The sequence below is a fragment of the Pirellulimonas nuda genome, assembly GCF_007750855.1.
Classification (GTDB): domain Bacteria; phylum Planctomycetota; class Planctomycetia; order Pirellulales; family Lacipirellulaceae; genus Pirellulimonas; species Pirellulimonas nuda.
Window position 1 is genome coordinate 2,839,489 of record NZ_CP036291.1, and the last position, 14,760, is coordinate 2,854,248.

Annotated in this window: 8 protein-coding genes and 1 pseudogene; 3 read left to right on the forward strand and 6 right to left on the reverse strand. The window is 59.6% G+C overall.

Going from position 1 to position 14,760, the window contains the following annotated elements:
• Positions 1-62: 62 nt before the first annotated feature.
• The gene (locus Pla175_RS11350) at positions 63-3,443 is read right to left on the reverse strand and encodes a glycosyl hydrolase (RefSeq protein WP_197527436.1); all 3,381 of its coding nucleotides are present in this window, start codon (positions 3,441-3,443) and stop codon (positions 63-65) included.
• Between the two features lie 308 nt (positions 3,444-3,751).
• Between Pla175_RS11350 and Pla175_RS27060 the strand changes: the two are divergent.
• The 3 genes and pseudogenes from Pla175_RS27060 to Pla175_RS11360 form a co-directional block, all read left to right on the forward strand.
• Positions 3,752-3,853 (forward strand): annotated as a pseudogene (locus tag Pla175_RS27060) (helix-turn-helix domain-containing protein); the annotation flags it as partial.
• Positions 3,833-4,132, forward strand: coding sequence for a helix-turn-helix domain-containing protein (locus Pla175_RS27065; RefSeq protein WP_391527866.1), 300 nt, complete (start codon positions 3,833-3,835; stop codon positions 4,130-4,132). The pseudogene Pla175_RS27060 and the gene Pla175_RS27065, both read left to right, overlap by 21 nt.
• Positions 4,133-4,169: 37 nt before the next feature.
• A complete protein-coding gene (locus Pla175_RS11360; RefSeq protein ID WP_145284441.1) occupies positions 4,170-4,832 on the forward strand; it encodes a transposase in 663 nt (220 codons plus the stop codon).
• A gap of 126 nt (positions 4,833-4,958) precedes the next feature.
• Here Pla175_RS11360 and Pla175_RS11365 read toward each other — a convergent pair whose 3' ends face one another.
• From Pla175_RS11365 to Pla175_RS11385, 5 genes are all read right to left on the reverse strand, one after another.
• Entirely contained in the window at positions 4,959-5,249 is a 291-nt protein-coding gene (locus Pla175_RS11365) for a hypothetical protein (RefSeq protein WP_145284444.1), read from the reverse strand.
• 135 nt (positions 5,250-5,384) lie between these two features.
• The gene (locus tag Pla175_RS11370; protein WP_145284447.1) at positions 5,385-7,859 is read right to left on the reverse strand and encodes a hypothetical protein; all 2,475 of its coding nucleotides are present in this window, start codon (positions 7,857-7,859) and stop codon (positions 5,385-5,387) included.
• An 81-nt stretch (positions 7,860-7,940) separates the two neighbouring features.
• On the reverse strand, positions 7,941-9,410 hold the full coding sequence (locus Pla175_RS11375) for a hypothetical protein (RefSeq protein WP_145284451.1): 1,470 nt from the start codon (positions 9,408-9,410) through the stop codon (positions 7,941-7,943).
• 465 nt (positions 9,411-9,875) lie between these two features.
• The gene (locus Pla175_RS11380) at positions 9,876-12,338 is read right to left on the reverse strand and encodes a hypothetical protein (protein WP_145284454.1); all 2,463 of its coding nucleotides are present in this window, start codon (positions 12,336-12,338) and stop codon (positions 9,876-9,878) included.
• A 37-nt stretch (positions 12,339-12,375) separates the two neighbouring features.
• Entirely contained in the window at positions 12,376-13,806 is a 1,431-nt protein-coding gene (locus tag Pla175_RS11385; RefSeq protein WP_231954155.1) for a transposase, read from the reverse strand.
• Positions 13,807-14,760: the final 954 nt, after the last annotated feature.

A 14,760-nucleotide genomic window follows, 5' to 3' on the forward strand; every position in this document is an offset into this window, starting at 1 on the left:
CCAGAAGCATCTAACAAACCAGCGGCTTCTGAGGGCCTCGCGTCAAGTTGTCCTCGAATTCGTCAATAGTCATGTAATATAGGTTTAAAGATCCCAAAGTGAAGTCTAACCGGACCGATCAGCCCAGAATCAATCAAAGGTGAATCTTGCTCATAGAACCGGCAAGTAGTGAATGACTTTCGCTCCGTCACCGGACGAGGCGAGCCGTTCTCTAACCAATCGGGAATCTTCTCAATTAGATTCTCTCCCGCTTTACCTCCCGCTTCATAGCGATCAGTAGCGGGATACTGTTCGTCGCCAATTAAGCGATTCACCCACAGATTGGTCACCCGCACTTCAAGCTGATTGCCCTTGCCTTTGAGCAGGCCTGTAGCATCGAGTTGGTAGGGCGGCTTCCATAGAATCCCAAGGTTCTTCCCGTTCAGGAAGACTTCCGCGAAAACCTGCACATCGCCGAGATCGAGACTAACCGCATAACCTTCGCTCCGTCGATCGGTCGGCACATCAAACTGCTTCTTATAGACAGCGGTTCCGGAGAAAAAGGCTAAATCCGGGTCACCGTGCTTCGGCCACGAAACTAGCTGAGCCAGATTCATCTGGGTCGGTCCCCAGCCTCTCGGGCAGTGCAGCGTCCAATCCGCAGAGAGGTCAATAGGATCTGGAATCGATGGAATCTTAACCGATTTGCGCGTACCATCCGAATAAAACAACTCATAGTTCCCCGCCTCCATCGCTGTAAGGACTGAACCATTCTTAGCCATCGACAGCTTGGCGGGAGCTGGAGTTGCAGCAACAGTTTCAAGCCTGCTTCCCAAGTCGAGCATCTCATTCTCGTCAACAACGATCGTTGACTGAATGCCACCGAGTGAGTAATCGACACGCAATTGTTTCTTCGTTCTAATCGCTGGATCGCGGCCCGCCAGTCTGTTGTCGGCGGCCAAACGCAGTGAATTGCTTGAGACCCGATTTGCCAACGTATCAGTCACATTCACCTGCCGGCTGGAGTCGCCGTTCAAATCGCCATAGACCGCTCGATGAATCGCCAAGACCGGCGAAGTTTGGGGCGAGTTGTTAAAAAGTGTTTTCCCGTTGTGAAAGACATCCACCATGCTCGGCGCTTCGGCCTTTTCGTTAAACACCACAAACACCGATTCGGCGGGTTCCATGAACAGCTTCACCCGTGTGGTGCTATGGTCGGTTGTCTGATACAGCGGAGCTCTTGATACTTCTCCAGTCTGGGCATTCCACAACTCAGGCACGCGGCCCTTTATGCGAAAAACAACCTCTACCTGACGGGCGACCTCCTGCTGGTTGGAAATTAAGTACACATCAGCGGAGCCGATCCTTCGATGGATCCATTCATAGCCGCTGCTGCTGACGAGAGCGGGAGCAGTCGCCTGGGCAGAGAAAAAACTAACATCCGGCTGTACGCCCATAGACGAAAGAATCTCGGCTAACGATCGGGGCCAGTATAGTCTGCCTTCGTTATAAGCAATTTCTTTCACCTTCGTCCCATCACAGTCGCGCCACACTTGATCGGCAGTCTTTGCTAACATTCGATCAGCGTTTGGATAATCCTGCAAACCAGGTGTGCCTTGTGGCTTTTTCCAGACGACATGCGCGCCGTCACTTAATAACTGTTGAACTTTCTTCAACACCTCGGGACGCACGGGCCCGTCGGGCATGACCAGGAGACGGTATTCCATCAATCCCGGAAGGACCAAACGCCCTTCATCAACCGACAGCTTTAGCAGGCTATTGCGAGAGATCGTATCGTAGTCATACCCTACCGGCAGAGTCGGATTCATGTCTTCTCGGGCTTTCGTCGTCTGAGGTGCGCTTTCGCCGGGATAGTAGCAGATGTCGGCCTGAAATGCTCCTTCCTGCAGCAAGTATTGGCTGCGGGCCAGGTACTCATTCCAAGCTTTTCCCTGCTCATACCAGGTGTTGTTCCGGTTGTTCTGGAAGCCCCAGGGTCCCATCGTCATGCCCGGCTTCACATCATCGCCCCACGGCTGATGAACAAAGGTGTGGAAGATAATGCGGTTGGCGCCCTGGCAGAAGAAATAGTCACCCTGGGCCTTAAGTGCGTAAGGATGATTGACAAAGGCCGCAGTCATACGTCCTGCGGTGAATGCTTCGGCGCCGACAAAACGGCGACCGTTGGTATGAGCGGCCGATGCAGCCAGTTTTGATGAACTCTTGAATGGTCCCCCCGTGGTTCTGGCCCACCATTCGCCCATCGGAATATCGACGACATCTGCCACCGCAAAGTCGTCCATGTTGCCTGGCAAACCATAGGGTTCGCACGAAAGAAGCAAGCCGTTCTGGTGGCACATTTCGGCGAAGTGCCCGAAATAGTTTTCCGTCCACATGTCGGCGATTGTCCGGCGGAAGTCCCAGAGGAAACGTTCGGTGTGTTCAAGGTCATTGATCACGCGACCCGTTACCGCGGGCAGGTATTTGATGGCGTCATAGCCCATACGACGCTGGAATTCGGTTTCGAAGCCGCTGGTCCAATTTTGCTGGCCCGTTTCGTAGCTGTCGATCAGCACATTATTGAACGCTTTGCCCGTTAGCGGCCCCGCATCAACAATGACCTTTTGGACGGTATGCTTCCAGTGCCATGCCGCGGCGGCTTTACTCATTTTGTCGCACTCGTTCCCCCGCGCTTCCTGAGGAGCAGGGCGGTTTCTAAGCCCGCAGACCGCATGCCCGAAGCGGACAATCGTCCAATGGCCTTGCGGTACTTTCCATTTAAGCCAGCCGTTGGCATCCATCTCTTGGGTGAGGTCAACGATGGACGCCAGTTCAATCAGGTCGCCAGATTCCACCTGGCGGGTGTCCGCCGTAAGTTGATTGTCGCGTTCATAGCCGGCTTTGGCTTTCCAATTCGCCACTCGGAAACCGATCTCGCCACTGCGTTCTGATTCAGGGGTTGGGAAAGCCAGTACCGCGATGTCTTGAAAATAGTCATCCCGAAGATTCTTGGGGCGTTGCAGCTTGACATCAACGTTCTTAGGCCCTAGTACCCGCTGCTGTGTCCAGACAACGTTCTGCATCGCATGTTCAGGCGTAATCCACGGTCCGCCGCTGCTCGACCAACCGGCACAGTTGTGAAAGCAGACTTCCAGCCCTAGGCGATCCGCCTCTTTGATCGCATGCGTCATTAGCTCGCGCCATTCGGTGCTCAAGTATTTGACCGGCCCAGGATCCATGCCCCGTTCAATTTGGAACGCCTGAAGGCCACCGACGCCCGCGCGCGCCATCGCCTCGAGATCTTTTGTAATGCCCTCGGCCGATACATAGCCGTTCATCCAGTGCCACCAAGTGTGCGGCTTGGCGCATTTCGGTGGTGATTGAAAACGATCCCGCAGCGAATCCGCAGCAAATAGGTGTGAAACAGCGGCACAAACAAGAGAGACCACCATAAGTGTTTTCATAGTGTTCATCCACGGTTGGGGTTATTAGGCACGTTGTGTTGGAATACGTATACTTCGGCGAGGCGACGTTGGACTTAGTGGAATCCCGGAATTCACAACGCCAAGTGACGCCAAGTGCGTTGCAGGCAAGCGTGCGAATTGCCGCAGGTCGAGGGAGTGTTTTATTGTCCTTGCGTGGGCTACCGCTGCCCTCGCCTTCATGTGGAAACGTTGGTGAGCAGGGCGCAAGCAAGTAGACAAAGAAGTCCTCGCGGTTTCTATGAGCAAACATGCGACCCTAAGGAGTCTCCGCCGATCAGGAAGCCCGTCGGCGGCGAGCGGTGAAGCTGCTCGAGGAGGGCTGGATGGTGAAGGACGTGGCCGCGGCGGTCGGCGCCAGCCGGCAGTCCGTGAGCGCGTGGAGGAAGCGGTCGGGCTCGCGGGGGGAGCAGGCCAAGGCGCTCGCCGCCAAGCCGCAGCACGTGCCCGAGTGCCGACTATCGGGGCCGCAGCGGACGCGGCTGAAGCGTCTGTTGCGCGCCGGCCCGCGCTGCGTGGCCCAGCTCGTCGAGCTAGAGTTCGGCGTTTCGTACCACCCCAGCCACCTCGGGCGGTTGCTGCACACGCGCGGGTTCTCATGCCAGAAGCCTGTGCGGCGGAGCCGCGAGCAAGGCCCCGCAGCGGTGCAGGCGTGGCGCGAGCAGAAGTAGCCGGCGGCAAAAAGAGGGCGTTCGCGATCAAGCTAGCTTGGTTCTTATCGACGAATCGGGCTTCATGCTGCAGCCGCAGGTGCGTCGCACGTGGGCCCCGATCGGCCAGACCGCGATCCTCGACCAGTGCGACCGTCGCGACCGAGTCAGCGTTGTCACCGCGCTGTCGCTCTCGCCGCGGTGGCGTCGTGTGCGGATGTTCTTCAGGCTCTTGGACCACAACGCGAAGGCGGAAGACTTCCTCTGGTTCCTGGGCGACCTGCGCCTGGAACTTGGCCGCAAGCTGCACGTGGTAGGGGACAACCTCGGCGCCCACCGCAGGACGGAGAGCCGACTCGCCGCCTTGGGGTGCGGGTGGGCTCGATCCCACCGCCTGCCCTCCTACGCCCCCGAGCTCAACCCTGTCGAGCACGACTGGTCGACCAGCAAATGGGGCCCGCTGGCAGGCACGCCGCCGAATGACCTCGATCACCTCCACTGCGGTGTCGATGGGGAACTCACCCGCCAAGCCCACAGCCAACAACTCCTCCGCAGCCACTTCCGCTGGGCAGAGCTCGAGCTCGGATGGGTTAACTTGCTCGCACATACGTCAATAGGGTCTACGTTGATTGTGATGCATTTCGCAGCAGCAGTTGGGAGGCCGGCGACTGCGAGCAAGCTGTTACTTGGTGACGTTGAGTGGATCGGTTCGGCGAGGTGATGATTGAGGTGTGACCAGCGGCCAGACTCGACTGAGAATAACGATAGGAGCGTGAGCCGCGCCACACCCGTCGTGAGTGAAGGACTTCATTGCGTAACTCACGAATAACGTCCGAACCTACCGGTCTCAGCCGGTAGTTGTTGAGTGATCACCGTTTTCGGCCCCCCCAGCCGCTTCGTCTTTTGGGAGACGCTCGACCTCCTCCTCGGCAGAACGGATCGTCCCACGGTCGCACCCGAACAGCGCTGAAATGTAGGCCATGCCGCCACGCCCCAGCTTCTTGGCCTCCACCGCTGCGTACCGCCGCCGGTCCTTCTCCGAAAGCGAGCCGTAGAAGTTCACCATCCGCCGCTCGACATCCGCGTGATACAAAACCAGCGCTACCCCCTTCGTGCTGGGAACCAACAACCGCGGCATTCTACACGGTGGGAATTGAGGGAGTTACCCTTGAGTGGTTCACTAAGCTGCCTGCCGGTATACGGGACAGGCACGCTCATGATTGCGAAAATCGCAAGCGTAGGGGCGTTCGCCACCCGGGCGCGAGCCAAGCGATTACGTCGACAGGCGGATAGCCGGGAACGCGACCATCGGACGGGCAACCGATCGGCGCGCGGAGATGATTGAGGCGCCGGCGAGCAACACCACCATCGCCAGGCTGTCTGGCTCTGGCACAGCGGCGTTTTGGACCGTGGCGGCGGACGACGTCGACTGGCCGAAGTGGTCTCGCCAGGTGTTGTACTGATCGGCGCCGATCGCACCGCTATAAGGGTCGTTGGGGAGGGTGCCCGCGGGCGCGCCGAGATGGTCCCGCCACACGGTGTAGTCGGCCGCGTCTACGACGCCGTCCCGGTTGTAGTCCCCCGCCAACCCGAGAGACACGCCGGTGACGCCGACGTTGTCCAAGAACAGATGGTGTCCGCTAGAAGCATCCACCCCCCCGGTAAAGCTGAGGCGGAAGGTGACCGTTCCATTCGCATCCAGAATATTGTCAGTCAATCCCCTAAGATCGATGCTTTCATCGTCTTGCATCGGGCTCGCGCCTACGGTGGCGGTTCCCGTCGCCAAGGCGCCTGCGGTGAGGTCTCCCCCTGCGAGCACTGCTAGCTCCCAGTCGGTAGCGGCGTTCGCGCGAAAGGCGCCTAGATCGAAATGAAATCCGGTCAGGATCGTTCCGGCTCCGGAGGTGTCGTTCAGCGTGAAGTCCATGAACCCGTCATAGCCATTGGATAACGAGACGCCATCGGTAGCGGAGGCCACGGAGGGATCGGCCCCGGTAGGACCCACCGCTCCATACCGCCCATCGCTGCTCGCCCCATTTGCGACGGTGGCGTTGCTGAGGTTAAACCACACGCCCCCGGCCTCAACCGAACCAACCGCTTGAGCCGTGACCCCAGATGATTGCGTGGCGTCCCACGTGTCCGTCGAGACTTCACTCCAGGTCTCCCAGCTCGCAATCAGAGAGCCCGGTATGACTTCGACGTTAGCCGAGAGATACCGCAGTTGGGGACGCAAGGATTCGTCTCCGCTGTCGCCCGAGGCGAATGCCCAATTCTGGGTGTTGTTGGCGTTGCTGCTGACACGCAGGAAGACGTAGTCGCCAGCGCCTTCCCCGCCAGCGTACTGCTCGTTGAGGAAGGAGAGCAGGTTCTTGTTGCCGCCCGAGTTGCTGTAGAAAGACGCGTTGACGTCCATGTCCGCCGTCAAGAAATTGTCTTGGAGCAGGGTCGCATTGGGGTCAGCGCTGTTCGTAAGCCCGTAGTAGTCGCTGTCGAGGATCTCCGCCGTGGAACGCCGATCGAGCCCGTACAGGTCGGCGGCTAAACCGTCTTGCGTCGCCGTTTTGGTGAGAAATCCTTCGAAGTAGGTCCACAGGAACGGGTTATCAACATCGCCGAAATCTGGGAGTTGGAACGGGATCACCGCCGCCCGGTCGTAGGGGGCGGCGCCGGTCTGGCCGACATCCAAACTGCCGCTGTTGACGACAAAGCCCAGGTTCGCGCCATCGACCGCGTTGTTGCCCTTGTGGCGCCGCAGCGAGCCGTCGGTCGCGGAAGCGATGGAAGCCGGAAGCTCGAAGCGCTCGGTGCTGGCCGCGAAGTCTGCCGGCAGCTCGCCCATACGGCCCTCGAAGTACGGCCGCTGCTCAATCAGTGACAGCCATATGCCGGGCATTGTATTTAGGTAAGCGTTGCCGTTGTTAGTGGTTTCGGGCAACTGGTCTATGTTATCGCCGTAGGTGACCGGTAGGACGACCAACCGATCGCTCTGGACGCCATCGACGCCGAGCACATTCTGCATCTCTAGGACGGCTCGCCGAGTGGCTTCGTATTGCGTCAGATTGTTTTCCGATCGGGGGATTTGTATGTAGAGTTCTTTGTCGCTGTTTACGGAGCTGTTCCAGAAAGAGTTGGCCAACGTGTTGACGTTGAAGTGATTATTCATGAAACGGTCAGCGCTGGCCTCGATCAGCAATCCATCAATGACCGGCAGCGAAGCGAAGTCGAGGTTGCGGGCGGCGTTGTTGGCCGCACGCCAGAGGATCCTAGTGTCATGCTGTCCCTGAGCGTCCAGCTCTTCCCGGAAGATTTGAAGTTCGGTTTCGGTCCAGGTGTACAACTCATCGTCGGGGCCCCGCTCGTCGTAGAGCATGAACTCGGTGAGCTTCGCTCCGTCTTGGCGAGACACGTTTAACGAATTGGCGATACTATCTGCGATGGCCGCGCGGCTATTTTCATCGACCTGGGTTCGAGTGACTTGTGATCGGGGCACGCCGACCAGGGTATCTTCGACGTGGTCGATCCGACGAAAAACGTCTTTGCGCTGGGCTCCGGTTGCTTGTTCGGTGCCGTGCGGCGAGCGGTTGTAGTTGTACCCGTCCACCCAGGAAGCCGTCCGAGCCCAGGTGGTTGGTTCGGTGGCCAGCCGGCTCGACATCCTATGGGTGCCCATCCAGACTTCGAATGCCTGCGAGGAGGGCGTCCAAAGGCTGAGAACGATCGTGACCGCGAAGCTTGCTAATTTCTTCATCTGTTTCGGTGTCGAACTTGGGGCTCGTGGGTTTGCTGGGATTGCCTCGGGAGCTATCGCGATCAACAAGCGGTGATCAACTCAATCGTTGGTGGCAACTGAGGTGCGTCGTGAGAACAGCGAGCCGCAGCCGGCGAGCAGCACCAGCACCGCCAGGCTGTTTGGCTCTGGCACGGCGGCGTTCTCGACGGAGGCCGTGGCCGACAGCGACTGGCCGAAGGCGTTGCGCCAGGTGTTGTACTGATCGGCGCCGATCGTACCGCTATGAGGGTCGTTGGGGAGCGTGCCCGCGGGCGCGCCGAGATGGTCCCGCCACACGGTGTAGTCGGCCGCGTCTACGACGCCGTCCCGGTTGTAGTCTCCGTGCAAGAACTGTCCTTCGATGGCCCGGTAGATCAACTGCGGCTTGAGGGCGTCGTCGCTCGCATCGCCGGAGTTAAGGCTCCACCGCTGGGTGGTGTTGGCGTCCGTATTCAACCGCAGGAAGACGTAGTCGCCAATCCCCTCCCCGCCGGCGTACTGATCGTTCAGAAACTCGACCAGGCCGGCGTTGCCCGTGGCGGACGTTAGGAAGGTCGCGTTGACCGCCATGTCTTCGACCAGCAGGTCGTCTTGCAAGAGCACCGCGTTGGGGTCCGGGGCGTCCGTCTGGCCGTAGTAGTCTGAGTTCAGGATGTCCGGCGCGACGCGGCGTGCGATGCCGTACAGGTCGCCGCCAACGCTCCCGCTGGTGACGGTCTGGGTAAGGAACCCCTGGAAGCTGGCGGTCTGGAACGGGTTCTCGATGCTCCCCAGGTCGGGGAGCTGGAAGACCATCACGGCGGCCCGGTCGTAGGCGGGGTTGCTGCCGCTCTGACCGACATTGAGCTCGTCGCTGTTAATGACGAACCCCAGGCCCTGGCCGCTCACCTCGCCGGTGGTCTTGTCGGACCGCAAGGAGCCATCCGGAACGCTCGATAAGAGCGACAGGGGAAGCTCCCGCACAAAGCTGTCGGCGAGCGCGTTGGTCGGTACGCCGCTGCGACCCTCAAACAGAGGCCGCTGTTCGAGGAGTGACAGCGCCAGGCTCGAAAGAGAGTTGGTGTACGAGGCGCCGTTCGAGGTCGTTTCGGGCAGATAGGCGTAGTTGTCGTCGTAGGTCACCGGCAGGAACACAAGTCGCTCGGACTGCACGCCGTTCTCAAAGCCGAGTTCTTGGCCGAGTTTGACCGCGACGCGACGAGTCGCGGCGTACTGCGTCATCGCGTTCTCTGAGCGTGGGATCTGCAGAATGACGTCCTTACCGACCGTGTTCGGGCTAGTCCACAGCCAATTGAGCAGAGTGGTCTTGCTGTTGGCGTTGGTCAGGAAGTCGCCTGCGCTGCCCTCGATCAACACGTGATCAACCAGCGGGTTGGCGGCCCAGTCCCGGTTCGCCTGGCTGTTGTTGCGGGCGTTCCAGATCAGATTAATATCTTCGTGGCCGTTCGTGTCTAACCACTCACGCATGTGCTGTGCTTCGGTTTGCGTCCAGCTGTAAAGATTGTCATCGACTCTGGTGTCGTGAAACATCAAGTGATCGACCTCGTACCCAAGAGAATTGCCAAGGCCGATTACTCGCTGTAGCTCCGCGTCAATTGCACCAAAGGCCAATTCATTAACAAGGTTCGTGTTGCGCGTAACCTGAGAGCGCGCGAAGGGCGCCATCGTATTGCGCGTGTCGCTAACCTGGCCAAGTATGGTCCGCCATTCGGCATTGCTGGCTGGATTTGTGTCGTGGGGCGCGCGGTTAATCATGACGCCATCGAGCAGACTAGCCGTCATGGCCCAGTCGTCCAGATTGGTCGCCACCGAAGATTGCATCAAGTGCGTGCCCATCCAGACCTGATAGGCCTGCGAGGAGGGCGTCCAGTGCCCGAGAAACATTATGACCGCGAAGCTTGCTAGTTTCTTCATCTGTTCCGGTGTTGAATAGGAGACTCGTAGATTTGCCGAGAGTGCGACCGTTGCTATTGCGATTGGCAACCGGTGGCCAGTTCAATCATCAGTGGCAACCGAGGTGCGTTTGACGACCAGCTTCCCAAAGGCCATCAGCACCAGTACCGCCAGGCTGTCTGGCTCTGGCACAGCGGCGTTTTGGACCGTGGCGGCGGACGACGTCGACTGGCCGAAGTGGTCTCGCCAGGTGTTGTACTGATCGGCGCCGATCGCACCGCTATAAGGGTCGTTGGGGAGGGTGCCCGCGGGCGCGCCGAGATGGTCCCGCCACACGGTGTAGTCGGCCGCGTCTACGACGCCGTCCCGGTTGTAGTCCCCCGCCAACCCGAGAGACACGCCGGTGACGCCGACGTTGTCCAAGAACAGATGGTGTCCGCTAGAAGCATCCACCCCCCCGGTAAAGCTGAGGCGGAAGGTGACCGTTCCATTCGCATCCAGAATATTGTCAGTCAATCCCCTAAGATCGATGCTTTCATCGTCTTGCATCGGGCTCGCGCCTACGGTGGCGGTTCCCGTCGCCAAGGCGCCTGCGGTGAGGTCTCCCCCTGCGAGCACTGCTAGCTCCCAGTCGGTAGCGGCGTTCGCGCGAAAGGCGCCTAGATCGAAATGAAATCCGGTCAGGATCGTTCCGGCTCCGGAGGTGTCGTTCAGCGTGAAGTCCATGAACCCGTCATAGCCATTGGATAACGAGACGCCATCGGTAGCGGAGGCCACGGAGGGATCGGCCCCGGTAGGACCCACCGCTCCATACCGCCCATCGCTGCTCGCCCCATTTGCGACGGTGGCGTTGCTGAGGTTAAACCACACGCCCCCGGCCTCAACCGAACCAACCGCTTGAGCCGTGACCCCAGATGATTGCGTGGCGTCCCACGTGTCCGTCGAGACTTCACTCCAGGTCTCCCAGCTCGCAATCAGAGAGCCCGGTATGACTTCGACGTTAGCCGAGAGATACCGCAGTTGGGGACGCAAGGATTCGTCTCCGCTGTCGCCCGAGGCGAATGCCCAATTCTGGGTGTTGTTGGCGTTGCTGCTGACACGCAGGAAGACGTAGTCGCCAGCGCCTTCCCCGCCAGCGTACTGCTCGTTGAGGAAGGAGAGCAGGTTCTTGTTGCCGCCCGAGTTGCTGTAGAAAGACGCGTTGACGTCCATGTCCGCCGTCAAGAAATTGTCTTGGAGCAGGGTCGCATTGGGGTCAGCGCTGTTCGTAAGCCCGTAGTAGTCGCTGTCGAGGATCTCCGCCGTGGAACGCCGATCGAGCCCGTACAGGTCGGCGGCTAAACCGTCTTGCGTCGCCGTTTTGGTGAGAAATCCTTCGAAGTAGGTCCACAGGAACGGGTTATCAACATCGCCGAAATCTGGGAGTTGGAACGGGATCACCGCCGCCCGGTCGTAGGGGGCGGCGCCGGTCTGGCCGACATCCAAACTGCCGCTGTTGACGACAAAGCCCAGGTTCGCGCCATCGACCGCGTTGTTGCCCTTGTGGCGCCGCAGCGAGCCGTCGGTCGCGGAAGCGATGGAAGCCGGAAGCTCGAAGCGCTCGGTGCTGGCCGCGAAGTCTGCCGGCAGCTCGCCCATACGGCCCTCGAAGTACGGCCGCTGCTCAATCAGTGACAGCGCAAGGCTGGTGAGCGAGTCGTTGTACGAGGCATCGTTCGAGGTCGTTTCGGGTAGATATGCGTAGTTGTCGTTGTAGGTGACCGGGAGGAACACCAGCCGTTCGCTCTGTAATCCGTTCTCGTAGCCGATCTCGTTGCCAAGCGTGACTGCGACTTGCCGGGTCGAGGCGTACTGCGTCATCGCGTTGTTCGACCTAGGGATCTGCAGGATGACGTTCTTGTTGGCGGTGGCGGGGTTGGTCCACAGCCAATTCAGCAGCGTGATCTGGTTATTGGTGTTGTTGAGAAGCGAGTCCGCGCTCGCTTCGATCATCACATGATCGATCAGCGCGCTGGCGCTCCAATCACGATTCGCTTGGCTGTTGTTGCGGGCGTTCCAAATAAGACTGACGTCTTGATGGCCATTGGTGTCCAGCCAGCTACGTATGTGCTGCGCCTCGACCTCCGTCCAATTGTAGTTGTATTGTGTCCCTTGGTAGCTGGTGGCGTTGTCGTAGAACATGAGGTGATCGATGGCGTGGTTGAAATTGCTGGCCTCCTGGAACTTCTGTTGCAACTCCACTCCAATCGCGGTGAAAGCTGCCTCGTTGACAGTAAGGGGGTTCTTTGACACCTCGGAGCGTGCGATCTCGGTCATCGTGTTGCTGACATTGGCAAACTGCCCGAGGACGGTCTGCCATTCCGAATTGCTCGCGGGGTTCGTGTCGTCCGGAGCACGGTTGATGTTCACGCCGTCCAGCCAACTCGCCGTCATGCCCCAGTCATCCAGATTGGTCGCCACGGAAGATTCCATCAGGTGCGTGCCCATCCAGACCTGATATGCGCAGCATGGTTCTGCGGCAAGGCCGAAGAATATGGTCGCCACAACAAACGCCTGCTTGGTCATGTGTTCCGTCTGCCTGCTGGTCTTGCCCGCGTGCCGCCTAACAGCCCGTTGATCTAAGCGCATACTCCTGCGGCCCGCCAACTGTGAGCAGTTGGAGGCGTGACTCTGTAGGCCGGGCTCCCAGGCGAGCATGTGTGTCCCACAAGTTCTTCATCGCCGCGATGAGAAGCCAGGCGAGCTGCATAAGCCCGGCGGAGCCACCTTCGCCCTGCAGGCCCCTCGGCGTGCCGATCCCGAACAGCTTCCGCATTACCAGGCCCAGGTTCCGCACCAGCGCCGACGTCAGTAACCGCTTCCTCACCTTGTCGATCCCCCGCAGCCATGTGCGGCGTGACCCGCCGGTGTCGCACACGTGGGCGAAGCTGCGCTCGACCCGTTCACTCCTCAGCCGCTGGAGCCGTTTGTTCTTGGCGGTCTTGGTCCGCCGGCGGTTACCCTTCACCGCGCGCTGCTGCTCGACTGGCTTGGCGCTCAGACGCGACTCGCCGCGGCGCTTGGGCTCCGGCACATACGTCCGCACCCCGACCGACGTGACCAGTTCCAGCTGCTCGGCAGCGTGGTAGCCCTTGTCGGCAACCGCTTCTTCGATCTGCGCTTCCAGCCCAGCCTCTGACAGGTGCGTCTGCGCCTCCATCACACTGTCGCAGAGGGTCTTCGTGTCGCTGTGGTCGCCGTGATAGACCTCTGCCGCCAAGATCAGCTCCGTATCGATATCGACCACGTGCTCCGCCTTGTACGCCAAATGCGTGCGGCCGTCCTTGAGCTTGGTGATCCGTGCGCTCGGGTCGGTCGTGCTGACCCACTCGGCGTTCGAGACCTTTTTGTTCTTCCGCTTCTTATCGAAACGGCGGACCTCGTCGTCGCTCGGCTCGTCTTCTTTTTCGATCACTCCTTCCTTCTTCATCAAGCCAATGACGTACGCCTTCCAGTCTTCTCCTGTGTCGCGCCGCACGATGCTCTTCATCGCCGCATCGGCTTCAAGGGTAGTCGAATCGACCGCTACCGTCTTGCCTTTTAGCAGCCCCTGCTGCGCCGCCAGTTGCAGCACCAGCCGGAACACTTCCTGGTGGACTTCTAGCGGCAGGCGGTCGCGGACCCGGCTGAGCGTCGAGTGATCGGGGGTCGCCTCGGTCAGCGGAACGCCCAGGAACTCCCGCAGGCTGAGGCTGTCGGCGCACCGCCACGCGATGCCCCGCTGTGAACCGATCCCCTCGAAGTAACCCACCATCAACATCCGGAAGTAGACTCCCGGCGGGACCGACGGCCGCCCACGCGTGCCGGTCGGCTGGTAGTACGGCTCGCACAGCTTCTCGACCTCGCGGTCGAAGCCCGCCTCGGAAAGCAGCCTATTGAGCCGCTTGTAGAACGCGTGCCCCTGACTCTTGGGCAGCTGCTCTGCCGTCACGAACAACACGTCCTGCCGATCCCGCTCTCGCCTTCCCATCCCCATCGCTTCGCTCCTGCTCAAGTCACGCTTTCGTCGGCGACGCAGTTTAGCGCCAAGGGGTTGGTCGGGGGAGTGGCATTTTTCAACGGGCTGTTAAGGCTGAACCGCAGCCGAGCTTGGCCTAGGACTCCTTTCTATTGACTAATGCATGGCTAATTTGACGCAGGATCACGCGAAAGCCCTTCAAAACAAGCGGTCCCTGCGTTGAGGGATGTGAAGTTCCCGAGGCCTTAGTCAATAGTTGCACATCAGCAGCCGGTGAGTTCCGTTGGCCGAATCGACCGCACCAATACTGCCAATGGCTCATGTTTTAGCTGCATTATATCTAGAAAAGCCTGACCTGTGCGGTACGTCTTCGAATGCCACAGTCAAAGGGCGACAGATTTGCAGAAAAGTACGGGTCCAATTACTCGGGGGCGTGCAGCTTCCTACACAACCACCGCCGAGAGCTGTTCACGTTCTAGGAGTTCCCCGCAGACGAAACTACGACGGCGTCCAATCGTCAGAGGGCCAACCCGATCGAACCGTCCGTCGCCTCTATCCGAATCCGGAGCCGCAGGCGCAAGGGAAGCAGAAACCGGAGAGCACGCCAGACCTTGTCCTACGAGAATGCCAATTGCGACGCCCGGATGCTGCGAGGACTCTTCGACCCCTTCAAGATCGTCCTTGTCATCGAAGCAGGAATCTCGGAAGACGACGGTGCTCAGGACGCCGCTTGACTGCCGTGAGGAAATAGGAAATCTGACCGTTCGTGAGACCACGCGACCGCTTAGGTCTTCTTCTTAAGATGCCTTGTGCAAACGGCGGGCTTCAACGAAACGACTCAACTCAGCCACCAACGCGACTTTGCTCTCCGCATCACGATGAATTAATGCCTGATTGGGGCAGGATTTGCCGAGGTTTGCCGTAGTCGCGTACCAGCCCCAGAGGCGTCACGAGTCAGCCGCTTCCTCTCACGTCATCCGCTGCTTATAC